General features: G+C 62.5%; 17 protein-coding genes. 5 read left to right on the top strand and 12 right to left on the bottom strand.

What is annotated here, in order from left to right:
• Positions 1-12: 12 nt before the first annotated feature.
• The 4 genes from ABVV53_RS12695 to ABVV53_RS12680 are packed head-to-tail and all read right to left on the bottom strand — an operon-like array spanning position 13 to position 4,665.
• On the bottom strand, positions 13-1,029 hold the full coding sequence (locus ABVV53_RS12695) for an arginine N-succinyltransferase (protein WP_353984796.1): 1,017 nt from the start codon (positions 1,027-1,029) through the stop codon (positions 13-15).
• Complete coding sequence (locus tag ABVV53_RS12690) at positions 1,026-2,225, bottom strand: hydrolase (RefSeq protein WP_353984795.1); 1,200 nt, start codon at positions 2,223-2,225, stop codon at positions 1,026-1,028. Before ABVV53_RS12690 ends, ABVV53_RS12695 begins: the two co-directional genes overlap by 4 nt.
• On the bottom strand, positions 2,222-3,640 hold the full coding sequence (gene astD, locus ABVV53_RS12685) for a succinylglutamate-semialdehyde dehydrogenase (RefSeq protein ID WP_353984794.1): 1,419 nt from the start codon (positions 3,638-3,640) through the stop codon (positions 2,222-2,224). The genes ABVV53_RS12690 and astD overlap by 4 nt, the downstream gene beginning before the upstream one ends.
• Entirely contained in the window at positions 3,637-4,665 is a 1,029-nt protein-coding gene (locus tag ABVV53_RS12680) for a 2-oxoadipate dioxygenase/decarboxylase family protein (RefSeq protein WP_353984793.1), read from the bottom strand. Before ABVV53_RS12680 ends, astD begins: the two co-directional genes overlap by 4 nt.
• Positions 4,666-4,834: 169 nt before the next feature.
• Here ABVV53_RS12680 and yaaA point away from each other — a divergent pair, with 169 nt between their 5' ends.
• Complete coding sequence (gene yaaA / locus ABVV53_RS12675) at positions 4,835-5,587, top strand: peroxide stress protein YaaA (RefSeq protein ID WP_353984792.1); 753 nt, start codon at positions 4,835-4,837, stop codon at positions 5,585-5,587.
• The gene (locus tag ABVV53_RS12670; RefSeq protein ID WP_353984791.1) at positions 5,584-6,294 is read left to right on the top strand and encodes an SDR family NAD(P)-dependent oxidoreductase; all 711 of its coding nucleotides are present in this window, start codon (positions 5,584-5,586) and stop codon (positions 6,292-6,294) included. Before yaaA ends, ABVV53_RS12670 begins: the two co-directional genes overlap by 4 nt.
• A gap of 153 nt (positions 6,295-6,447) precedes the next feature.
• Here ABVV53_RS12670 and ABVV53_RS12665 read toward each other — a convergent pair whose 3' ends face one another.
• From ABVV53_RS12665 to ABVV53_RS12635, 7 genes are all read right to left on the bottom strand, one after another.
• Positions 6,448-9,282 carry a TonB-dependent receptor gene (locus ABVV53_RS12665; protein WP_353984790.1) on the bottom strand — a complete coding sequence of 945 codons (2,835 nt, stop codon included), beginning with the start codon at positions 9,280-9,282 and terminating at the stop codon, positions 6,448-6,450.
• Positions 9,283-9,416: 134 nt separating this feature from the next.
• Positions 9,417-10,841 (bottom strand): glycoside hydrolase family 43 protein, encoded by a 1,425-nt coding sequence (locus ABVV53_RS12660; RefSeq protein ID WP_353984789.1) that lies wholly within the window; start codon positions 10,839-10,841, stop codon positions 9,417-9,419.
• Positions 10,842-10,906: 65 nt separating this feature from the next.
• Positions 10,907-11,944, bottom strand: a complete 1,038-nt coding sequence (locus ABVV53_RS12655; RefSeq protein WP_353984788.1) for an arabinan endo-1,5-alpha-L-arabinosidase — start codon at positions 11,942-11,944, stop codon at positions 10,907-10,909.
• Positions 11,941-13,518 carry an alpha-N-arabinofuranosidase gene (locus ABVV53_RS12650; protein WP_353984787.1) on the bottom strand — a complete coding sequence of 526 codons (1,578 nt, stop codon included), beginning with the start codon at positions 13,516-13,518 and terminating at the stop codon, positions 11,941-11,943. Before ABVV53_RS12650 ends, ABVV53_RS12655 begins: the two co-directional genes overlap by 4 nt.
• Positions 13,519-13,534: 16 nt before the next feature.
• Entirely contained in the window at positions 13,535-14,461 is a 927-nt protein-coding gene (locus ABVV53_RS12645; protein WP_353984786.1) for a Gfo/Idh/MocA family protein, read from the bottom strand.
• A 3-nt stretch (positions 14,462-14,464) separates the two neighbouring features.
• On the bottom strand, positions 14,465-15,460 hold the full coding sequence (araD1, locus tag ABVV53_RS12640; protein ID WP_353984785.1) for an AraD1 family protein: 996 nt from the start codon (positions 15,458-15,460) through the stop codon (positions 14,465-14,467).
• A gap of 62 nt (positions 15,461-15,522) precedes the next feature.
• Positions 15,523-17,052 (bottom strand): aldehyde dehydrogenase (NADP(+)), encoded by a 1,530-nt coding sequence (locus ABVV53_RS12635; RefSeq protein ID WP_353984784.1) that lies wholly within the window; start codon positions 17,050-17,052, stop codon positions 15,523-15,525.
• Between the two features lie 113 nt (positions 17,053-17,165).
• Here ABVV53_RS12635 and ABVV53_RS12630 point away from each other — a divergent pair, with 113 nt between their 5' ends.
• The gene (locus tag ABVV53_RS12630; RefSeq protein WP_353984783.1) at positions 17,166-17,918 is read left to right on the top strand and encodes a FadR/GntR family transcriptional regulator; all 753 of its coding nucleotides are present in this window, start codon (positions 17,166-17,168) and stop codon (positions 17,916-17,918) included.
• A 74-nt stretch (positions 17,919-17,992) separates the two neighbouring features.
• Here the strand turns inward: ABVV53_RS12630 and ABVV53_RS12625 are convergent, their stop codons facing one another.
• On the bottom strand, positions 17,993-19,333 hold the full coding sequence (locus ABVV53_RS12625; RefSeq protein ID WP_353984782.1) for a sugar MFS transporter: 1,341 nt from the start codon (positions 19,331-19,333) through the stop codon (positions 17,993-17,995).
• A gap of 138 nt (positions 19,334-19,471) precedes the next feature.
• Here ABVV53_RS12625 and ABVV53_RS12620 point away from each other — a divergent pair, with 138 nt between their 5' ends.
• Positions 19,472-20,617 carry an aldose epimerase family protein gene (locus ABVV53_RS12620; RefSeq protein ID WP_353984781.1) on the top strand — a complete coding sequence of 382 codons (1,146 nt, stop codon included), beginning with the start codon at positions 19,472-19,474 and terminating at the stop codon, positions 20,615-20,617.
• Between the two features lie 15 nt (positions 20,618-20,632).
• On the top strand, positions 20,633-22,429 hold the full coding sequence (locus tag ABVV53_RS12615) for an IlvD/Edd family dehydratase (RefSeq protein WP_353984780.1): 1,797 nt from the start codon (positions 20,633-20,635) through the stop codon (positions 22,427-22,429).
• Positions 22,430-22,433: the final 4 nt, after the last annotated feature.

Below are 22,433 nucleotides of genomic sequence, written 5' to 3'. Positions count from 1 at the left end.
CTGTTCAGATGCTTAGAGGGGCGCATAAGTCACCGTATCACTCGACGACACGTTGAGCAGCGCCGCGGCTCGCGGGTCGAGCGTGGCGCCGCTTTCATTGTGGCTAAGACATCCCAGGCAGGCGCGGAAGTCTGCGAGATGGCCGCAAGCCACGATGTGACTTGGCTCGCCATCCCGTTCGGACACTGCCTCGATCTGGGTCGTGCCTGCCTCGCGCACGGTACGGATCTGATCCGTGCGGGCGATCATCGTCGGACCGCCGTCGAAAATATCGATGTAGTTCGCGAAGGCGAAACCCTCCTGTTCCAACATGCGCATCGCCGGTCGCCCTGTGACGTGCGGCTGGCCCATCACCGCGCGTGCGGAGGCGGGAAGCAGCGCAGTGTAGATGGGGTGCTTGGGCATAAGGTCGGTGATGAACTGGTTGCCGTGACGGCCGTTGAACTCATCCGCTTCCACGAAGCTCATGTCGAAGAACCGGCCGGCAAGACCGTCCCAGAACGGAGAGTTGCCGGCATCGTCGTGCGCTCCGCGAAGCTCCGCAAGCGTCTGATCGGCAAACCGCGCGCGATGCATGGCGATGAACAGGTAGCGGCTGCGAGCCAGCAGCTTGCCAACGCCGGCTGATCGCTCGGCCGCTTCCAGGAACAGGCCGCCGATTTCACTGGCGCCGTCCAGATCGGTGCACAGGGTCAGCAGCTCGGCGCGGAAGGTGCGGTCGAGCTCTTGTGAGTGCTGCGTCATCGTGCCGATGCGGTAAGAATAGAACGGCATCCGCGTGCCGATCTGCGCGAACACCTGGCAAGTCCCTGCAGCACGATTTTCCGCGGTGTCCTCCAAGATGAAGACGAACAGGTCGTCGGCTGGCGTATCCTCTTTGCGGCCGAAGCACTCGGCGCTGCGTGCCAGCTTCCCTTCCAGGGCAGCGCGGTTAGGCGGCAGGTTTGTGAAGCCTCCGCCGGTGCTCTTCGCCATGCGGTAGAGGGCAGCAAGATCGCTTTCGCGGGCAGCGCGAACAAGGAAGGTCATAGGCCGGCACCATGGCGTTCGAGCCGGTGCATGACCAGAGCGGTCAGTCGCGCTCGGCCGACCAGAGAGGAAGCCATCATGAACTCGTCCGGCGAATGAATGGCCCCGCCGCAAGCTCCCATAGTGTCGATCACCGGTACTCCATGGGCTGCAATGTTGTTGCCATCACAGACGCCGCCGGTGTCCTCCCAGCCAATCGTCTCGCCAAGGTCCGCTCCTGCTTGCGATACGAGGCTGAAGAGGCGATCTGTTGCGCTCGCGATCGGCTTCGGCGGGCGCGCGAAGCTGCCGCTGAGGTGAATGGCGACGTCGTGTTCTGACGTGACATTGGCAACGGCACTGTCGATCAGGGCCTGCCCCGCGGCGAGGTCCTCAGGGGTGCGGGGGCGCATGTTGAAGTGCAAGATCGCAAGATCGGGCACGGTGTTGTTCGCGGCGCCGCCCTCGATGCGGGCCGGGTTGACGCTCAACCCGTCACGCCGCGCTGCGTAGAGTTGCTGCGCCAGATCAGCGGCTGCCACGATGGCGTTGCGGCCTTCCTGTGGGTTGCGGCCGGCGTGGGCGGAGCGGCCACGAATGACGGCGGCAAAGTTCCCCGAACCCGGACGGGCGCGTGCCATGTTACCGCTGGGGAGGGCGGGTTCGTAGGTGAAGGCTGCGATCTTGTGCTGCGCCAGCTGCGTGATCAGCGCAGATGATGAGAGCGAACCGGTTTCCTCGTCCGAGTTGATCATGACGTCGTAACCCAGCGCCGGGTCGCTGCGTTCGTATGCTTGCAAGCCGGAAAGCATCAGGGAAAGGCCACCTTTCATATCGGCTGTGCCGGGGCCGTGGAGCGTCTCGGCGTCGATCCAGTCGCAGGTCTGGAAGGGGTGATCGGCGGAATAAACGGTGTCCATATGTCCAGTGAGCAGGACGCGGCGACTGGCGTTCGGGCGCACGCGCAGGACGAGGTGGCGGCCAGCCTCGATCTGTCGAGCCTTGCCGTCGCTGCCAACCTTCTCGACGGGCGCCGGATCGACCAAGCTTATCTCGCCAGGTAGCGCTGCGAAGGCATCGGCAAGGCTATCGGCTATAGCTTCGAGGCCGGCGATATTGGCGGTGCCGCTGTTGATCGCGGCCCAGGCCAGCGTGCGGTCCAGGATCGGCTCACGCTCGATCACTTCAAGCAAAGTGCTTTCCTGCGGGTCGATCATGAGCGCAGCATCGGTGTCAGAGTCGCAAGGTTGCCGTCGGCGTTGGGGGCCTCGAAGCTGGCCATGGGATACGCGCAGTAGTCCGCAGCGTAATAGGCGCTTGGGCGGTGATTCCCGCTTTCGCCAAGGCCGCCAAACGGCATGCTTCCCGCAGCGCCAGTCGTCGGTCGGTTGCGGTTCAGAACTCCGGCACGACTTTGAAGCACGAAGCGTTCCCATAGCGCATCGTCAGCGGTTACCAGCCCCGCGGAAAGCCCGAAGCGCGTGGCGTTGGCGGCCACAACGGCTTCGTCGAAGTCGGAAACGCGGGTGACCTGGATAACGGGCGCGAAGATCTCTTCATCCGGTACAGTGATTCCTGTGACGTCCAGGATTGCAGGTCTCACGAAAGCCGGACTGAGGCAGTCCAGCACCTTGAAGGACCGGACCTCCGCAGCCCCTCGCGCGACGAGCTCGTCCGTGCGCGCCTTCGCGCCGGCTGCCGCTTCGCGTGAGATCAGCGGACCCATGTAGGGCTGCGGGTCGTCGTTCCACCTGCCGATTACAAGCCGACGGGAAAGTGCGTCGACTGCGTCCACGAGATCGCGGCCGAAGGCGCTGTCGGGCACGATCAGCCGGCGCGCGCAGGAGCATCGCTGTCCTGTGGTGACAAAGCTGGATTGCACCACGAGCGAGGCTGCTTCCTCAACGTCGCCGTCCCACGCAATCAGCGGATTGTTCCCGCCCAGCTCGAGCGCAAGGATTACGTGCGGACGATCCGCGAAAAGCTTTCGGAAGTGTGCGCCTGCACCTGCGGAGCCAGTGAACAACAGGCCGTCGATGTCGCCAGCGATCAATGCTTCGCCGGTCTCCCGGCTTCCCTGGACGACCTGGAACACCCCATCCGGCAGGCCGGCTTCGGCCCAGCATTCCGCCATCGCTTGGCCGGTCGCCGGCGTCATTTCAGAGGGTTTGAACACAGCCGTGTTGCCCGCCAGCAGGGCCGGGACGATGTGACCATTGGGCAGGTGGCCCGGAAAGTTGAAGGGACCCAGCACCGCCATGACCCCATGGGGCCGGTGACGCAGGACAGCTTGCCCGAATGGCATGTCTGACCGCCTCTCACCCGCGCGTTCCGACTGCGCCGTGATCGAGATGTCGACCTTACCGGCCATGGAGCCAAGCTCGGCGCGGGTCTCCCACAAGGCTTTCCCGGTTTCGCGCGAGATAACTTCTGCAAAGCTCTCCTTCCGCTTGATCAGAGCAGCCTTGAATGCCTGCACGTGCGCGATGCGCCGTTCGAGTGGCAGAGCGCCCCAGCTCGGGAAGGCTTGTCTTGCCCGGGCGAGGGCGGTTTGAACCGCTGTGCCGTCCGCAGTCTGCCCCTCCCAGACGACCTCGCCGGTGGCCGGGTCAGATGATTGCAGCAAAGTCATGCGCTCCTCGTGACAGCGAAGATGCCCGTCGCGTTGCCGCTATCGAACGAGAGGTCCAATGTACCGGTTTCGGGATCAACGTCTCTGGTGATGAACTCATAAAACGAGCCTGGCACCTCACGCTCGACGGTTCCACCCTCGCGCAGGCGAAACGTGCGATGCACTCGATCAGCGAGGATCGCAGTCTGTCGCACGCGCCCGTTTGCGGAGATCTCCACCGCCTCCTTCATCGGGTAGCCCTGTTCCTTAAGGCGTTCGGCGAGTGCCTCCACGTCGGGCACACGGGTGGTTGCATGATTGAAGGCATTTCCTTCCGTCGCGATCCAGGCGGCTTCTTTTGAACAGGCGAGCAAGGCTTCGTAGTCGTCGAGTCTGGGGACCGGATGTCTGCGATCGAATGCTGCCACCAGCGTCGACAGCAAGGCAGCGGCCTCTTCGGTTGGCAGCACGCCGTCTGCTGCCAGGTGCTTCAGGCGATCCTCGTCTTCGAGATCTACTGGATCGCAGGACTCACGGAAGACCCGTGTTGCGGCGTTCTGCCCCTCTTCAGGCAGTTGGTCGACATGCAGCTCGCTGACGAAGAACTGCGGGATTCCCTCCGGGAGGTCTTTGTGGACGTAGGCGCGCCCCGTCATCCCTAGGCGCGGCAATGGATAGTGTCCGCCGACATGATAGCCAAGCGGCTCCAGCAGACGCGCGAAAGCAGAGTGGCCGCGCGGCAAAGCTCCGGTTGGACCATCGATCGTGCGCAATGCTCCATGATCGAAGACGATCCTGTCGCCTTGGGCGCGCACCTCGGCAACCTGCCGCGCTGCGGTGGGCACCCTTTCGAGGAGGTCGGCGAACAGCAGTGCGTTGAGCGCCATCGCCAGCTCCGCGCGGGTGATCAACTCGCTTGCAGGGGCAAGCAGACGTGCGTCGATTGCCAGAGCCTGCAGCATCGCCGATGCTCCTGTATTCTTGCCCTGCATCGCCAAGAGGCGCGCTATGCCCGATTGCAAGGCGTCTTCGTCCGGAGGTGTCATAGCCGTCCCGTTGTTCGTCCGCGATGAGACTAGGTGATGTGTTCAGGCTGTGCAAACGCGCTCTCGCGTAGCGGCAAACGGGCAGCAAAAGTGAGCAGATGTCTCCACCTGCGCCTGTTCTGCGACCGCCGTTTTGACGCGGGGTATGACCCCCGCTACGGAGCGCAGCATGATCGCCTTGCTCTCCCCCGCGAAGACGCTCGACTTCGAGAGTGTGGTGCCCCCTGTCACCGTCACCACACCCCATTTTGCAAAGGAAGCGGGTAGCCTTGCCGCATCGGCGGCGAACCTTTCGCAAAAGCGGCTGGTGGACCTGATGCACATCTCGCCGCGGCTCGCCAAGCTCAATGCAGATCGCTTTCGCGGCTTTGCGGATCTGCCGGAAAGGCCTGCCTTGTTCGCGTTCGCTGGCGACGTGTATACCGGCTTCGAAGCACGTACGTTGGATGATGCGGCCGTCCAGTTCGCGCAGGACCACGTGCGAATGCTGTCGGGCCTTTACGGCCTGCTCCGGCCACTCGACGCGATCCGGCCCTACCGTCTGGAAATGGGCACGCGCTGGGCGCCTCGCCGCAAGAGCCTGACCGACTGGTGGGCGGATCGGATCGCCGAATTGCTCCACACGCATATCGCAGAGGAGGGCTCTGGCGTGGTGCTCAACCTCGCCAGCCAGGAGTATTTCGCGGCTGTAAAGGGCAAACTGGAAGGCGTGCGCGTGATCGAGGTAGAATTTCGAGAGCCCGGCCCCGACGGTCCGCGCTTCGTCAGCTTCAACGCCAAGCGGGCACGCGGAATGATGGCGCGCTGGCTGTGTGAGCATCACGTGACGGATGCAGAGGCAATGCGCGGCTTCGATAGCGACGGATACCGCTTCGACGCCGATGAGAGCGACACGGATCGTTGGCGGTTCACCCGCTCATGAGCAAGTTGAGCGAAATGTCCGCCGTCGTGATCGGCGCTTCCGGCGGGGTTGGTGCTGCGCTTGAGGCGGCGCTGATCGACGAGGGCAGCTTCGCCGTGGTTCATGGCTTCGCCCGCTCCCGTTCCGGAGCGCAGCATCTGGACCTGCTTAGCGAAGGGAGCATCGCGGCTGCGGCGGCACACACCGCGAACGGTCCGCCGCCGGCCCTGGTGATCGTCGCGACCGGCCTGCTCCACACCGCCGAGAAGGGACCCGAGAAGGCCTTTCGCGATCTCGATTTGGAATGGCTGGCGAAGGTCTATGCAGTGAATGCCATTGGCCCCGCGCTTGTAGCGAAGCACTTCCTGCCGCTGACGCCCCGCCATGGGAGGGTAGTGTTCGCTGCGCTATCCGCGCGGGTCGGATCGATCAGCGATAACGGTTTGGGAGGCTGGCACGGCTATCGCGCTTCGAAGGCGGCGCTCAATATGCTGATGCGCAATTGCGCCATTGAAGAGCAGCGCCGCAACAAACGTGCGATCGTAGTGACACTGCATCCCGGTACCGTGGACACGGCGCTGTCGCGGCCTTTTCAGGGCAATGTACAGCCTGGACGCTTGTTCGATACCGAACGTGCAGCATTGCAATTGCTCGACGTGATCGAGGAGTTGAAGGTTTCCGATAGCGGAAAGATGTTCGACTTCGAGGGCAAGGAAGTCGCGTTCTGAGACCTCGTCAACACTGGTGAGGACACAGAGCCCTATCCCGAATTTCCGATACGCTTAGCTCTGGCGGCCCGCTCCGAGGGAGAGGAGAGGGCGGAGCGGGCCACCAGGCAGGCCGTGGTCGCGCTGGTAAGCGCAACCCGCGGCCGGGGGATGCTACCGGAAGGTAAAGCGTGCGCCGATCGCGAAAGTACGGTCGAGCAACAGCGTGCTGGAGTTGAACTGCTCCGGGTTACCGACATCGCCGAACTTATAGTAGCTCTGCTGCTTCGCCTTGGTGAGGTTCACCGCGTCGAAGGTCAGGCCGATATCCTCGGTAACATTCCACGTAAGCTGAAGGTCAAGGCTCTTCTCCGGTGTGCGCCAGAAGCCGATCGGATTGGCAAACGACCGGCCTTCGTTGCTTTGCAGAAAGCCTTTCCGCCAGATGTACGAGAGACGAGCGCCGATCGGACCGTTGTCGTAAGCGAGTGTCGCGTTGTACGAAAGCTTCGACACGCCGAAGAAGGCCGACTGCGTTGTGCCGGTGATGTTACCCGCATTGTCCACGACCGGAATAGTCTGCTCGGAGTCCAGGATCGTGGCGCTGCCGACGAAGCCCAGACCATCGAGCAGCCCCGGCAAGTACGTCGGGAAGTAGGTCAGCCCCAGTTCCAGGCCCTTCAGTATTCCGTCCGACGCATTGACCGGACGAGTCACGTTGAAGAACTCGGTGTAGGTATCATTGCGCGGCAGATAGTTGTCCGGGATGAACTCGCGCGAGGTCAGCGGCACGACCAGGCCTTGGATTTCGCGCCGGAACGCTGTCACGTAGATGGCGCTGCTGCGTTCGAAGTACCATTCCAGCGCCAGATCGATGTTCTTCGAGTGCGTCGGGCCAAGATCACCGTTGCCTGCGGTTGCGGTACCAAGGCCCAGCCGCGACAGGTCACCCGTCAGCACCGGATTTGGGTTAAGATCGCCAAACACCGGACGGCGCAGCGTTTCGCCATAATTGAAGCGAAGGCGCAGGTTGTCGGTGATGCCATACCGTGCGGTGAACGAGGGCAGGAACTTTGAGGAGTTCGTAGAGACCTGCGTCAATGCAAAGCCGAGCTGACGACTGAAAAAGTCATAGTCGGTATCGATGGCCACGAAGCGCACGCCGCCCTGCACCTGAAGGGGGCGGCCGAAGAGGGATATTTCACCATCGGCCATCACGTAGGCGGCCATGTTGATTTCGTTGATGCCGAAGACCTGGTCGAAGGTCAGCTCATCCGAAAGCCGAAGTCCCGGTTCGACCGAGCGGTATCGGACTCGGACATCATCCTTATCAAGCCCGCGTGGGTCTGCGATCACCCAGCTCGTCGGAACGTTCGCTCGGCCGTCAAAGAAATTGCTGTTGGTGAATATCCCGCTGTCGCCCAGTGCGGTCAGCGGCACGCCGAGAGAGCCGGCACCCTGATCGCGCACATAGCTATCGGCTTTGCGATCATCGTAGCGGAAGCCCGCCTTGATGCGGCGCAGGAAGCCTTCGTCCCAGGAATACTCGCCATCAAGCATGAAGGTGAGTGCGCTGCCGGAAGTCTTGGTGCCGCTGTCGAACAGGTTGCCGACGGTCCATGCAGAGGGATCGGTGAGGACGCCTTGGTTGGCGAAGCTGTAGGCCGGCAGGCCTCCACCCGCGTTGAAGTCGACATCGATATCCAAGGGGCCGCGATCCGTCCGGATCGCGAAGAACGAAGTCGTGTTCTTACTGTCCTGGTAGGCTATGTCGGCCGAAATCTTGCCGGCGTCGGCAACGTCCCACTTGGCGTTGAATGCGTAGACGAAGCTGTCCGTCTTGCTCGTTGCGGTGTCGCCGCTGTTGAAGCCGGCCACATCGCCGACGCGGCGTGACTTGATGATATTCGTGCCGTCATACAATTCGAAGGTCGAACCCGGATTAGGGCCGATGCTGCCCCACCAGTCCACGAAGCTGAAGTGCAGGCTGTTGGTCGTCTTGCCGCGGAAGCCGGCGTAAAAGACTTCAGCCGTGTAGACCGAACGATCATCCGGCGCCCACTGGAGAGCTGCGTTTACGGACGGGCGCTTGCGCTGGCCGTAAAGGTCGGAACTGATGACGGCGTCGCGCGCCAGATAGTACGGAGTGCTAACGCCGTTGATGTTCAGCGTTGAGTCGGGCGCCGTCGGCAAACCGGCGTCGAGACCTGGAGTCCAGTTCTGGTTCCGATCGCCTGGGAAGATGCGCTGCAGCGGGGTCAGGCCTGAACCAGCGGGCGGGTTCTCCGTGGCGAATGGGACCATGGCGCCTGCCTGAAGGTTCTGGTTGCGATAGTCATAGCGGCTGTAGCTGCCATTGATCAGGAGGCCGATGTCGCCGATACCGGTCTCCCAGCGGTTGCTCACGAGCAACGCGACGTTCGGATTGATCTTGTCTCTCTGCTCGCTGTAGATTCCACGAGCTAGGCCTGAGATCGCAAAACCGTCGAAGTCCAGCGGCCGGCGGGTCTGGACGTCGATCTGGCCGGCGAGACCGGTCTCGATCTGGTCGGCCGAGCGCGTCTTATAAACGTCGACTTGCTTGATCAGGTTTGCCGAAATGTCCTGAAGAGCGAATGATGTGCCAGCCGCCGTAAAGATGTTGCGGCCGTTGAGCGTGGTGAGCGGATCGGTCAGACCGCGGATCGTGATTGTGGCGGCTTCGCCACCTGCACGGTCGGTCACCTGAATGCCGGTGACACGCTGAAGCGCTTCGACCACGTTATTGTCAGGCAACTTCCCAACGTCCTCAGCCACGATCGAGTCAACGATCTGCACCGAGTCCCGACGGACGTCGAGTGCTCCAACTACGGAGGCGCGGACACCCGTCACCACGATGGCATCCGCGGGGGATTGCTCGCTCGTCTCTGAAGGAGCGGTAGTTGCAGCCATTTCCTGAGCGTGCGCAGCATTTGCCAGGCAGATCGCCAAGAGGGAAACAGTGCCGAAAGCGAATGGCCGGAGTGCCATGATCATCATCCTCCCTGAAGGGTGGCCTATACCATCCCTGCGTAATCAGAGCTGTTTATTTGTCGGAGTTAATGACCGCAAGAGAAAAGTTGCAGTATCATGAACAAGACCTGTCGTTTGGCGCAGGGATGTAGCTATCGCGTGATCCAGCGGGTCTCCCGGCCGCTTCCGGGTGCGAGGACGAGGCGGCCGTTCGAGACTGCGATCGAGCGGCCAGGCACTGCAAGCGAGACGAGTCGCACGCTTCCGTCCCGCTCCACGACGCGCTCAAAACGGTCGCCAGAGCGTGTTACCTGATCGACAGGAGTGATGCGCAGCGTGCCATCGGCAGACGCCGTGAGCGCCTGATCCCGCATGAGGATGGGGGACAGATGAAGACCGCCCCCCGCTGCGGGCAGCGCGCGGAACTGCGTATGGGGGAGCGACGCGTCCCCCGCGAAAGCCCTAGTTCCCTCGTGCGTGAGCCACGTACCGGGCGCCGCGAGCGACTCATAACGGTCGGGCAAGGGACCATTGCCGACGGGCACGCCAAACTCTGGCCTTCCTTGCGCATCGTAGTAGATCCGCTGAACGCGGGTGTCGCGATCGGGGTTGAAGAGCGGATCGCCCTCGATCGCCTCGTAATCGCGACCGTGATAGACTAGGATGTCATGGCCCTGCTCATCGACGGTGAAACTGTTGTGACCCGGACCGTAGACGGAGGTGGCGTGAGAGCTCGTGAAGACGGGCTCAGGCGATTTGGTCCAGGCGCGGGGGTCCAAGATATCCGCGTCATCCGAGGCGGTGAGCATGCCCAGGCAATAGCGCGCGTCGGTGGCGCTGGCCGAGTACGTCATGAACAAGCGGCCATTGCGGTGCAACACTGCTTGCGCTTCGTTGACTTTGAACCCTCGCACTTCCCAATCAAGCGTCGGCATGCTCAGCCGGGTCGGTGCGGCTGCGAGCGTGAGCGGCGTAGCTTGCGGAGCGATGTAGATGTTCGAGTTCGTCTCGATGCCCGGCTCCCGTTGCGCCCAAGCGAAGTAGCGCTTGCCGCGATGGACGAAGCTGGTCGAGTCGAGATTGAAACTATCCCAAGGTGCCTGGAACTGGCCGAGCACAGACCATGAGCCGGTCATCGGGTCAGAGCCATCGCAGACGATGGCGTAGGTACGGATGCGGAACACGTCCTCGCCGCCGCCGCTCGGCCCTGCGGCGAAGTACATGATCCAGCGCCCGTCGATCAGGTGAAGCTCGGGTGCCCAGATGAAGCCCGACAGTGGCCCGCTCGACATGTGACGCCAAAGCACGGCTTCGCGAGCCGTCGTGAGGCCGGCCAGCGTTCGGGAGCGGCGAAGCACCAGCCGATCATACTCCGGCACGGACGCCGTCATGTAGTAATAGCCGTCCTCGTGAAGGAAGATCTGCGCATCGGCACGTTGGCGTACGAGCGGGTTGATCGGAACTGGAGTGCTTGGAGCCAGTGCGGCGGACGTGAGTGCGTCTCCTGCTCTGGTGCAGGCAAGCGGCAACAGGGCCGTGCCAGCGGCGAAAGCACGTCGCGAAAGGGAAATCTTCATAGCGTCCTCTCCGGTCTTTTGATCATCTTGACGAGGCATGGCACCCCGCGGTCCGCGTCAGCGGTTCAGAGCTGAGCCTCCGGCCATCCGTCTGCAGTCCAGCGCAGAGGCGCGATGCGCAGCGTTGGGGCGCCGTCCTTCTCGCGGTCGTAGGCGTGGTAAACGATATATGTGGTGCCATCCTCATCGGTGAAGGCACCCGCATGACCCGGCCCCCGGAAGCGCTGCTTCTCCTCAAGGTCCGCTCTCAGTAGGATCGTTCCGCCACCGCGCATCAACTCGCTGCCGTCTTTGCCCAGGTAAGGGCCGGTAACGCTGCGCGAGCGGCCTACGACAGTGTAATACGTGCTGTTTACGCCTTTGCAGCAGTAGTCGTACGAGGCGATGAGGTAGTACCAACCGTCCCGGTGAAGAATGAACGGTGCTTCGACCGGAGCCGGACCGCCGGCCGGCGCAGGACGCCGGGCAATCGAATAAGGTTTCGTGCCGGGGATGACTTTACCCGTCGCGGGGTTCAGCGGGAATAACTTGAGGCCAGTCCAGAAGCTGCCGAGCGAAAGCCAATGGCGGCCGTTCTCATCCTTGATGAAGTTGGGATCGATGGCGTTGAAGTCGTCGCTCTGGCGAGACATGACGACCATGCCCTTGTCGGTCCAGCCATAGTTCGGCGCACTTGGGTCTAGGGTCGGGCTCGTCGCCAGCCCGATCGCCGATCGATTCGAGCCGAACGTGGAGATCGAGTAGTAAAGCCGGTACTCGCCATTCACATAGGAGATGTCCGGTGCCCAGATCCCTTCGGTGCCCGGCACGGCAGCCTTTGCCCAGGCCGGCATCGCCTCAAAGACCGGTTTCTGATCGGTCCAGTGTTTGAGGTCCTTGGATGTCTTGACACCGATATATCGGCCGATGGTGTTGAAGACGTAGTAAGTGTCGCCTTCGCGGATGATCACAGGATCGTGAACGGGTGCGATGTCACCGGTCAGCTGAGCGTTCAGCGATTCGCTCCGCTCGGCACCCACCGCTGCGCCCGAGACGAGCGCAGCGGACGCAACGAGCGCAAAGCCGAGAGCTTTGAGGCCGGGCTTGATAGGCGCGGAGCTCATTGAAGCTCCAAAACCACGACGGACTTTGCCGGAAGCGTAACCACCAGCTGATCGCCTTGCAGCCTCGCGCCCGAGAAGGCGGCCGGCTTCACCACTTCCGGCTTGTCGAAGGTGTTGTGGGAATTGATCGCAGGTGCTGTCAGCACACGACCGCTCACGCCCTTGGCGTTGACGCCGTCGAGCTTGATTGTGACGGTGTTCGACTGGTTGGGGTCCAGGTTCGACAGTCCGACATGCACTCGCCCGTCCCGGCTGCGTACGGCCGAACCGCTTACCGCCGGCATGGTGAACTCATCCTTGGTGTACTGGGGCGTCTCGATGTCGATCGGCAGCACCGTTGCGTCCTGCCACGGCTTGTACATCTCAAAGACGTGATACGTCGGGGTGAGTACCATCTTTGGCCCGTCGGTCAGGATCATCGCCTGCAGCACGTTCACCATCTGAGCGATCGCGCTCATGCGGACGCGGTCGGCGTGACGTGCGAACGTGTCGAGGTGAATTGAAGCGATGAGCGCGTCGCGCAGCGTGTTCTGTTGGCGCAGAAAGCCCGGCTTAGTGCCCGGGTCCTGTGCATACCACGCACCCCATTCGTCGACGGCAAGGAAGATCCGCTTTTCGGGATCGTACTTGTCCATGACCGCGCTGTGCTTGGTGATCAGGTCGTCCATGCGGCGCGCACCGGCCAGGGCGTCTGCCCAGCCGTGTTCGTCAAAGTCCACGGCAGGCGCGCGAGGCGGCCAGCCGCCGGCGGGGTGCACGTAATAGTGTAGCGAAACCCCATCCAGCATCGGGCCGGCGACCCGCATCATTGCGTCGGTCCAGTTCGTGTCATCGACGTTGGCGCCAGCCGCGATCTTCATGATCCGGGTGCCTGCCGGGGCCTTGATGAAGGTTGCGTAGCGGCGGGTCTCATCAGCTGCGAACTCTGGGCGCATGTTACCGCCGCAGCCCCACAGCTCGTTCCCCACTCCGAAATAGGGGACCGACCACGGCTCCTTCCGGCCGTTCTTCGCGCGCAATTCGGCAAGGCTGCCCGCAGGCGCCGTCATGTACTCTACCCACTCTGCCATTTCTTGCGGAGTGCCGCTGCCGACATTGCCGGCAATGTAAGCCTCGGCACCGACCTGGCGTAGCAGTTCGAAGAACTCGTGAGTGCCTACGGTGTTGGGTTCGGTCACGCCGCCCCAGTGGGTGTTCACCTTAACGGGGCGCTGAGCCTTGGGGCCGATGCCTTCACGCCAATGGTACTCATCGGCGAAGCAGCCGCCCGGCCAGCGGATGACGGGGACCGACAGCTTGCGGAGCGCCGAGACAACGTCGTTGCGGAAGCCATTCGTATTCGGGATCGACTTGTCGTTGCCGACCCAAAGCCCACCGTAGATGCCGTTGCCGAGATGCTCGGCGAATTGGGTGAATATGAGCTTGTCATAGACCGGTCCGGGCTTGTCGGCGCTGATCGTGGCGGTGGTTGGTTGCCCCGCTGTATCGGCAAACGCGGGCGCTGTCAGCACCGTCGCTCCCAGCAGGAAAGCGGTGGCGGCGCGGTGCAGGCTCTTGAGCTTTGTGCCCTTCATTATCCTCTCCTTCGGCTTAATCGTGAAACGCTGAGACGGTCTCGCGCCGGCCTCGCAGGAATGCGTCGGCAACCAGGCGGAGCGGGTCGATATCGACATCGCTGCGACCGCCGCGGATGAGGTTGGCAAACCGTGCGTAGAGCCCCGGATACTCCAGATCCTCGTTGTGTTCGGTGCGGGAAGGCAGCGACAGGACGGCTCCGCCGTTCGACAGCTTTAGCGTGCCGGCGTCGGTCTCGACGATGATGTCCCAGCTTTGCGGACCGGTCTGGCGCCAGTCTAGGTCCATGTGGATGTTCGCGCCGGCAGTGTCGCACAAGCTCAGGTCTGCAGCGATGGGCGCTGCCCGGTTTTCCGGTATCGAGAGCACTGCGGTCTTGAGGTACACCGCGCGAGGCATGATGTGGGTGAGGATGGAAAGGGCATTAATCCCCGGATCGAAGACGCCAAGACCGCCCGGCTCCCAGATCCACGCCTGGCCCGGATGCCAAACGCGCACGTCCTCGCGCCAAACGATGGAGACTTTCTCGATCTTGCGTTCTGCAAGCCACGCACGCGCGGGTGCCACACCCGCTGCGAAGCGCGAGTGCCACGCGGCGAACAGGGTCGCGCCCACTTTGCCTGCACGGTCACGCAATGCGACAACTTCGGAAAGAGTGGCTCCCGGCGGCTTTTCCAGAAATACATGGATGCCGCGCTTGAGCGCCACGGCGGCAAGGCCGTAGCGCACTTGTGGCGGCGTGCAGAGCGCCACTGCGTCTACCGCCGGGCCTTTCTCCAGTAGCTCGTCCAGGCTCGTGAGGTGAGGCACACCCCGCGTGCCAGGATCATGCGGGCTGACCGTAGCGGCAAGGCTGAACGCCGGGTTTCCGGCGATAGCTGGCAGATGCTGGTCGCGCGCGATCTTGCCGACGCCGACCACGGCGATGCGGATCGGGTCCATGCCTCAGAGCGCCTTGACCGCAACCGCTCGCTGCGGCGCGCGCGAAAGCGGGTTGGCGAGCGCCAGCGCAAACGGAGGGGCCGCGATCTCGAACACGTCGCCTTCCTGCGTCGTTATGCCGTCGCTGAAGGAGAGGGTGGCGGTGCCGTAGAAATGCACGTGGACGTCGCCGGGCCTGCAGAACAGGTCATACTTGAAGTGATGCTGCTCTAGATTGGCTATCGAGTGGGACATGTTCGCCTCTCCCGAGAGGAAGGGCTTCTCCCAGAGGACCTCGCCATTGCGGAGGATGCGGCTGGTACCTTCGACCCGATCAGGCAACTCCCCGATCAGCAGTTCCGGGCCGAGAGCCGCCTGGCGCAACTTGGAGTGCGCGAGCCACAGGTAGTTGTGACGCTCGGTGACGTGGTCGGAAAACTCGTTGGCCAGCGCAAAGCCAAGGCGGTACGCAGTGCCATCCTCACCGATGATGTAGATGCCGGCGAGTTCCGGCTCTTCGCCGCCGTCCTTGGCGAAGAAGGGCATCTGCAGGGCGTCGCGTGGTCCGACGATCTGCGTGCCGTCGCCTTTGTAGAACCACTCGGGCTGTTGCCCTTCGCTGCCGGGGGCAGGCTTGCCGCCTTCCAGGCCTTCAAGGAACATTCGCATCGAGTCAGTGACGTGCTCACCCGATGCGGCAGCCTTGTGCATCTTGTCGCGGCCTGCGGCGGAGCCAAGATGGGTAAGGCCCGTGCCGGTCAGGAGCAAATGCGCTGGGTCATCGTGATCGATCGGAGCAATGAGGCGCCCCGCCTCGAGCTCCGCAGTGATATCGACGGTCTCGCCCGTGCCGCAGGCTTGCGCTTCGTCAGCAAGCGAGTGCCCGGCGGCGACAGCGCGCAGCGCCAATTCGCGAATGCTGGACACACCCTGCAGCAAGTGAGCGGCGTCGCCATCGGCCAGAATGACAGAGCGTGCGCCGTCGGCGCCGCGACGCTGCAGCAAACGAAGGTGGTTCATGATTGTCTCTCCCTACCGCGGCGCGCTGGGCAAATAGCGGCGCCGCGGGGTTGTGCTTGTTCTCAGTTGAGCTTCAGAGTGCCGTCGATCAGCTTGGGCACGCCGTCGTTCAGGGCCTCCTGACGCAGTTCAGGAGGAAGTATCGACGGCGCGAGGCTCTGGTACGAGACGGGGCGCAGGAAGCGATCGATCGCCAGCGTGCCAACCGAGGTCATGCCCGGATCGGAGGTGGCGGGGAAGGGTCCCCCGTGCACCATGGCGTGGCTCACCTCGACGCCGGTGGGCCAGCCGTTGGCGAGAATCCGACCGACTTTACGCTCCAGCACCGGCAGCAGGCGTGCAGCGATGCCTTCGTCAGCCTCGTCCATGTGCAGCGTCGCGGTAAGCTGGCCTTCCAGCGCTTCCAGCACGCTCTTCAGTTCACCTTCGTCCTTGCAACGCACGACAATCGAAGATGCGCCAAAGACTTCTTCCGCCGCCGCCTTGTTGGCGAGGAATGCAGAAGCGGTCGTCTGGAAAAGGGCCGTCGCGCCGCGTGTGTCGTCGCTGACGGTTCCGACCGCCAGCTTCTCGACCCCTGGCAGGCTCGAGAGGGCTTCGACGCCTTTCGCATAGGATGCGCAAATGGCCTTCGTCAGCATGACTTGCGGTTGCGACTGTGACACGGAACGTGTCGCGGCCTCGACGAACGCGTCCAGTCCTTCGCCCTCGATCGCGAGAACCAGACCAGGGTTGGTGCAGAACTGACCAGCGCCCATCGTCAACGAGCCGACAAAGGCGGTGCCGAGATCAGCCCCGCGCGACTTCAACGCTGAGGGCAGAAGCAGCACCGGATTGATGCTCGACATTTCCGCGTAGACCGGAATCGGCACCTCACGGGCCTGCGCCAGCTTGGCAAGAGCGAGGCCGCCCGCGCGCGACCCGGTGAAGCCCACCGCCATGATGCGGGAATCCTGAACCAGGGCGGCACCAAGTTCGTTGGATGGGCCAACGAGGTGCTGGAACACGCCAGCCGGCAAGCCGCAAGCGTTGACTGCCTTGGTTATTGCTTGCGCGACGAGCGAACCCGTCAGCGGGTGTGCAGGGTGGCCCTTTATGACGACCGGGCATCCGGCCGCCAACGCAGAAGCGGTGTCGCCGCCAGCGGTCGAGAAGGCGAGCGGAAAGTTCGAGGCGCCGAACACAGCGACCGGACCGACCGGGATCATACGCAGGCGCAAGTCCGGTCGCGGAAGGGGCTGGCGCTCAGGCATGGCGGGATCGATCCGCAGCTGTTGCCATAAGCCTGTGCGAACCACCTCCGCAAAGAGACGCAGCTGGGTCACGGTGCGACCGCGTTCATTCTCGATGCGAGCGCGCGGCAGTCCGCTTTCCAGAGATGCTGCTTCGACCAGCGAATCGCCAAGAGCCATAATTTCTTCCCCGATACATTCGAGGAAGGCGGCACGGTCTTCGCGGCTGGTTGCGCGGTAAGTGTCGAAGGCCGCATCGGCAGCGGCGCACGCTGCGGCGACATCTTCGAGGTTGTTAATAGGGTGGGGGTCGCCGTGCGGCTCGCCGGTGGCGGCGTTGATGGAGGTGAATTCCGTCATTTCTATCTCCCGATTTACTCCGACATATTCCGTTGCTGAACGAAACGCAACGTTTTGTCGTTCCGTCGGGCTTCGCGGGCTGTTAGGCTGGTCGGGAGACGTGAAAAACTAAGGTGGGCCGCGAATTGGCGAACGAAGAGGAACAACCCAGACCGGATGACAAGGTGCGCGGCCCCGGCCGGCGGCTGCACGGAGCGATAGCCCACAAACTGGGCACTGACATTTTGTCGGGGAAGTATGTCCCAGGCGACATCCTTGGCGGCGAAATTGCTGTTGCGGAGGAATTGAAAGTCTCGCGCAGCGCGTACCGCGAGGCGATCCAGGTGCTCACCGCGAAGGGGCTGGTGGCAAGTCGCCCGAAGGCCGGAACACGAGTGTTGCCGCGCGATCGCTGGAACTTGCTTGATCCCGATGTTCTGGGATGGGCGTTCGCCGGGGAGCCGGATGTCGAATTCGTGCGCAGCTTGTTCGAACTGCGTGCCATCGTGGAACCTGCTGCCGCACGGCTCGCGGCCGCGCGGCGCGATAAAGCAGACCTTAAGGCCATGAAGGACGCGCTGGCGGCCATGCGGCGGCACACGCTCACGACCGAGGCCGGTCGTGCCGCCGATCGCGACTTTCATAACGTGATCCTGCAAGCCACGCAGAATGACGCGCTGAAGGTGCTGAGCGCGAGCATCGGCGCCGCGGTTAACTGGACGACCCAGTTCAAGCAGCGCTCCCGTGCGCTTCCGCGTAATCCCATTCCCGACCACGTACGTGTCTATGACGCCATTGCCGCGGGTGACTCCAATGCGGCTGCCGAAGCGATGAACGTTCTGGTCGACCTTGCGCTTGAAGACACCCGCAGCTCGATGGAGAGCTGAGGCCAGCAGGTAACAGGCGAAAAAAAGCCCCGGTGGCTACACCGGGGCTCTTCCGTGCGACCCGTCGCGGGATGTCAGTGGGAAACCGCTTCTCCCGTCGCCGCTTCGGGCAACGGAGCGGCTTGCCGGTCCGGAACGGCGTTGGTGGGTCTGCTTCCCCACAGCGCGTAGAACAGCACGTAAAGTTCGCAGGCCGCCGTCAGCAGGAAGGAGTTCTGCAGGCCATAGTGGTCCGCGATCCACCCCTGCACGATCACCAGAGCGCCGCCGGCGATCGCCATCACGAGGAGGCCGGACCCTTCCTCTGTGAGCGGACCCAGTCCCTTGATGCCAAGCGTGAAGATCGTGGGGAACATGATCGAGTGGAACAGACCCACCAGTATCAGAGACCACATTGCGATCGGCCCACTGGCGACCACGGTTATCATCATCACTACAAAAGCGCCGACGGAAAACACAGCTAGCACTTTGGCGGCATCGAAGCGCTGCATGATCGCAGAGCCCGCGAAGCGCCCAACCATCATGCCACCCCACAGAATCGTCAGGTAGCGCCCGGCTTGTTCGTACGTGAGGTTGGCGATCTCCGGCTGGCTCACGAAGTTCACGAACAGGTTTGCGACGCCGATTTCTGCGATCAGGTAAATGAAGATCGCCGGGATGCCGAACACCAGGTTGCGGTGCTTCCACAAGGACAGCTGTTTGCGCTCTTCCTTCGCGACCCGTGAATTGCTGGAGCCCATTGCCGGCAAAGGAAAGCGAGCGATGATCACCGCCAGCACGATGAGTGCTGCAGCCACGAGGCCGTAAGGCAGTATCACGGATTGCGCATCTGCCAGGCGCTCGGCTTCGGTAAGCACGGTGCCAGTGGCCGAGGTGCCGCCTTTGCTTCGGCCCAGGATCAGGTAGGCTCCGAAGAGAGGGGCCAGCATGGTTCCGGCGGAGTTCATGGCCTGAACGAGGTTAAGTCGCGATGACGCCGTTTCAGGGCTGCCGACGACGACGACATAAGGATTGGCAGCGACTTGCAGCAGAGTGATGCCGCTGGCGATCACGAACAGCATGACAAGGGTCACGCCATACGAGGGGATGCTCGCTGCCAACATCATCCCCAATGCACCCACGGCCATGATCAGCAAGCCGGTGACCAGAGACTTCTGATAGCCGATGCGTTCAATAAGCTTGGCCGACGGGATGGAGGCGAAGAAGTACGCGATGAACCACACAGATTCGATCAGTGTGGTCTGCGTATAGCTCAGATCGAACACGCTGCGCAGATGCGGCAGCAGCGTGTTGTTGATGACCGTGATGAAGCCCCACATGAAGAACAGGCTGGCCAGCAGCGTAAGCGCAGGGCCGTAGCGGACGCCGGAAGCATGCGTGTGACCTGCGTTGGCGGAAGAGACCACTGGGGGCATGTCTATCCTCTCGAATATGAAGCCGGAACAGCTTCGGCAAACCGGCTTGCGCTCTTTTCATTTGTCGGACTATATATGCGGCAGAGCCTCGTCAATGGGGCACTCTCGGCTATACAATTTCAAAAGGGAACACCGGGAATGAGGATACTGGGGAAAGCGCTTGTCGCATCCACTTTCGCAATCGCCTGCGCTTGTACTGCGCCGGCCTTTGCCGCCGATGCCACGCAAGCGTCGGTTGGCACACTCCCTGATGGAACGGCGGTGAGCGCGGTTACGCTTCGAGCGGAAAACGGCGTTTCGGCGATCATCCTCAACTATGGTGCGACGCTGCAGAAATTGCTGGCGCCGGGACGGGACGGCGAAGTGGCCGATGTCGTCCTCGGTTACGACGAACTGAAGGATTACGTCGAGCATCCCAACTATTTTGGCGTCACTGTGGGCCGGTATGCCAACCGCATTGCGGGTGGCAAGTTCGTGCTTGATGGCAAAACGTATCAGCTCCCGCTTAATGACGAAACCAACAGCCTGCACGGTGGCGGCAAAGGCTTCGACAAAGCTCTCTGGAAACTTAAGTCCGTTGAGTCTGGTCCAGTGGCCCGTGTGGTGCTGACGCACACTAGTCCTGATGGCGATTCGGGCTATCCTGGAAAGGTCGACGCGACCGTTACATATTCGCTCGACGAGACGGGTAATCTTGGCATCGTTTTCGAGGCCAAGACGGACAAGCCGACCATCGTCAACATGACGAACCACGCCATTTTCAACATGGCTGGTGAAGGGTCGAGTGACGGGGCGCTGGGGCAGATGCTCACAATTCCCGCCAGCCGCTTCACACCGGTAAACAAGGCGCTCATTCCTACGGGCGAGCTGCGTCCGGTCGAAGGCAGCGTGTTCGATTTTCGCAAGCCGCGCCGCGTTGCCGATGGGGTGCGAAACGGCAAAAACCAGCAGATCGTCTATGGGCGGGGCTACGATCACAACTTCGCGCTCGACAAGGGCGTGACGAAGACGCCGCAACTGGCCGCCCGGCTGGAGGATCCCAAGTCCGGTCGCGTGCTCGACGTGCTCACCACAGAACCGGGCGTGCAGTTCTATTCGGGCAACTTCCTCGATGGCACCTTGGTGGGCAAGGGTGGCACCCTCTACCGCATGGGTGACGGGATTGCGCTCGAACCTCAGAAGTTTCCCGATGCACCGAACCAACCTGGGTTCGTCTCCGCCCGCGTCGATCCTGGCAAGCCTTATCGGCATGCGATGATCTACCGCCTTTCCGTCTCGCGCTGATCGAAAACGAGTATCATGACCAACACCTCCGCACCCAAGTTGCGCTCACGCGCCTGGTTCGACAATCCCGAGAACGTCGACATGACATCGCTCTACCTGGAGCGGTACCTGAACTTCGGCTTGAGTCTGGAGGAGTTGCGTTCGGGCAAGCCGATCATCGGCATCGCCCAGACCGGCAGCGATCTGTCTCCCTGCAACCGCCACCACCTTGTTCTAGCGGAACGGATCCGCGAGGGCATTCGCGAGGCGGGGGGCATCGCGCTGGAGTTTCCGGTCCATCCCATCCAGGAGACCGGCAAACGGCCTACCGCCGGGCTGGATCGTAACCTTGCGTACTTGGGGTTGGTAGAGGCGCTCTACGGCTATCCCCTGGACGGGGTCGTGCTCACCACTGGATGCGACAAGACCACGCCTGCTTGCCTGATGGCGGCGGCCACAGTGAATCTTCCTGCCATCGCACTTTCGGTCGGCCCTATGCTCAACGGCTGGCACAAGGGCGAGCGCACCGGCTCTGGTACGATCGTGTGGAAAGGGCGGCAACTGCTAGCTGCTGGCGAGATCGACGATGAAGGCTTCATCAAGCTCGTCGCCTCATCCGCGCCATCGACGGGTTATTGCAACACGATGGGGACTGCCAGCACGATGAACTCGCTGGCAGAAGCGTTGGGCATGATGCTCCCCGGGTCTGCCGCCATTCCCGCGCCTTACCGCGATCGGCAGGAAAGCGCGTATCACACCGGCAAACGCATCGTCGAGATGGTACACGAAGACCTCAAACCTTCCGACGTTATGACACTTGACGCGTTTCGCAACGCCATCGTGGTCAACTCGGCCATCGGTGGTTCCACCAACGCACCGATCCACCTGGCCGCCCTTGCGCGTCATATCGGAGTCGATCTGCCGCTGAAGGAGTGGGAGAGGCTCGGGCACCAGGTGCCGCTCCTCGTCAATCTGCAGCCAGCCGGTGAGTACTTGGGCGAGGACTACTACCGCGCGGGCGGCGTCCCTGCCGTCGTCGGGCAATTGATCGCACAAGGTCTCATCCGCGAAGACGCGATGACGGTCAACGGCAGGACAATCGGCGATAACTGCCGCGATGCTACGATCGAGGACGAACGGGTGATCAAGCCGTTCGATCAACCGATCGTGGAAGAGGCCGGGTTCCTCGTACTCTCAGGCAACCTCTTCGACGCGGCCATCATGAAAACCAGCGTGATCTCCGAAGAGTTCCGCCAACGCTATCTGTCCAACCCCGCCGATCCGGATGCTTTCGAAGGGCCTGCGATCGTGTTCGACGGGCCGGAGGACTATCACCACCGGATCGATGATCCATCGTTAGGGATTACGTCCCGGACTTTGCTGTTCATGCGCGGGGCTGGACCCATCGGCTATCCGGGCGCTGCGGAAGTCGTGAACATGCGCCCGCCCGCGTATCTCATTACCGAAGGCGTCAGTGCGCTGCCTTGTGTCGGAGACGGTAGGCAGTCGGGGACGTCGGGCAGCCCGTCCATTCTCAACGCCAGCCCGGAAGCGGCCGCCATGGGCGGGCTCGCGCTTCTTGAGACGGGTGATCGCGTCCGCATCGACTTGCGCAAGCGCACCGTCGATGTCCTGATCTCAGGCGAAGAGCTCGCGTCTCGGCGTGCGGCACTTGAGGCCAAGGGCGGATATCCTTACCCGGCTTCCCAGACGCCGTGGCAGGAAATCCAGCGGGCCCTCGTCGGTCAAATGGACACCGGCGCCATTCTCGAGGGTTCAGAGAAGTATCAGCGCATTGCCCAGACGAAAGGGCTGCCGCGCGACAATCACTAGGCGG

The sequence above is a fragment of the Novosphingobium kalidii genome, from assembly GCF_040534015.1.
Lineage (GTDB): Bacteria > Pseudomonadota > Alphaproteobacteria > Sphingomonadales > Sphingomonadaceae > Novosphingobium > Novosphingobium kalidii.
This window is presented reverse-complemented; position numbering and strand designations above follow the sequence as displayed.

Excerpts from the sequence above, each read along its gene's own strand:
- ABVV53_RS12645 (WP_353984786.1), bottom strand. The coding sequence starts at position 14,461 with ATGGACCCGATCCGCATCGCCGTGGTCGGCGTCGGCAAGATCGCGCGC.
- yaaA (WP_353984792.1), top strand. The coding sequence starts at position 4,835 with ATGATCGCCTTGCTCTCCCCCGCGAAGACGCTCGACTTCGAGAGTGTG.
- ABVV53_RS12670 (WP_353984791.1), top strand. The coding sequence starts at position 5,584 with ATGAGCAAGTTGAGCGAAATGTCCGCCGTCGTGATCGGCGCTTCCGGC.
- ABVV53_RS12665 (WP_353984790.1), bottom strand. The coding sequence starts at position 9,282 with ATGGCACTCCGGCCATTCGCTTTCGGCACTGTTTCCCTCTTGGCGATC.
- ABVV53_RS12655 (WP_353984788.1), bottom strand. The coding sequence starts at position 11,944 with ATGAGCTCCGCGCCTATCAAGCCCGGCCTCAAAGCTCTCGGCTTTGCG.
- astD (WP_353984794.1), bottom strand. The coding sequence starts at position 3,640 with ATGACTTTGCTGCAATCATCTGACCCGGCCACCGGCGAGGTCGTCTGG.
- ABVV53_RS12620 (WP_353984781.1), top strand. The coding sequence starts at position 19,472 with ATGAGGATACTGGGGAAAGCGCTTGTCGCATCCACTTTCGCAATCGCC.
- ABVV53_RS12680 (WP_353984793.1), bottom strand. The coding sequence starts at position 4,665 with ATGACACCTCCGGACGAAGACGCCTTGCAATCGGGCATAGCGCGCCTC.
- ABVV53_RS12695 (WP_353984796.1), bottom strand. The coding sequence starts at position 1,029 with ATGACCTTCCTTGTTCGCGCTGCCCGCGAAAGCGATCTTGCTGCCCTC.
- araD1 (WP_353984785.1), bottom strand. The coding sequence starts at position 15,460 with ATGAACCACCTTCGTTTGCTGCAGCGTCGCGGCGCCGACGGCGCACGC.
- ABVV53_RS12660 (WP_353984789.1), bottom strand. The coding sequence starts at position 10,841 with ATGAAGATTTCCCTTTCGCGACGTGCTTTCGCCGCTGGCACGGCCCTG.
- ABVV53_RS12625 (WP_353984782.1), bottom strand. The coding sequence starts at position 19,333 with ATGCCCCCAGTGGTCTCTTCCGCCAACGCAGGTCACACGCATGCTTCC.
- ABVV53_RS12650 (WP_353984787.1), bottom strand. The coding sequence starts at position 13,518 with ATGAAGGGCACAAAGCTCAAGAGCCTGCACCGCGCCGCCACCGCTTTC.
- ABVV53_RS12690 (WP_353984795.1), bottom strand. The coding sequence starts at position 2,225 with ATGATCGACCCGCAGGAAAGCACTTTGCTTGAAGTGATCGAGCGTGAG.
- ABVV53_RS12635 (WP_353984784.1), bottom strand. The coding sequence starts at position 17,052 with ATGACGGAATTCACCTCCATCAACGCCGCCACCGGCGAGCCGCACGGC.
- ABVV53_RS12615 (WP_353984780.1), top strand. The coding sequence starts at position 20,633 with ATGACCAACACCTCCGCACCCAAGTTGCGCTCACGCGCCTGGTTCGAC.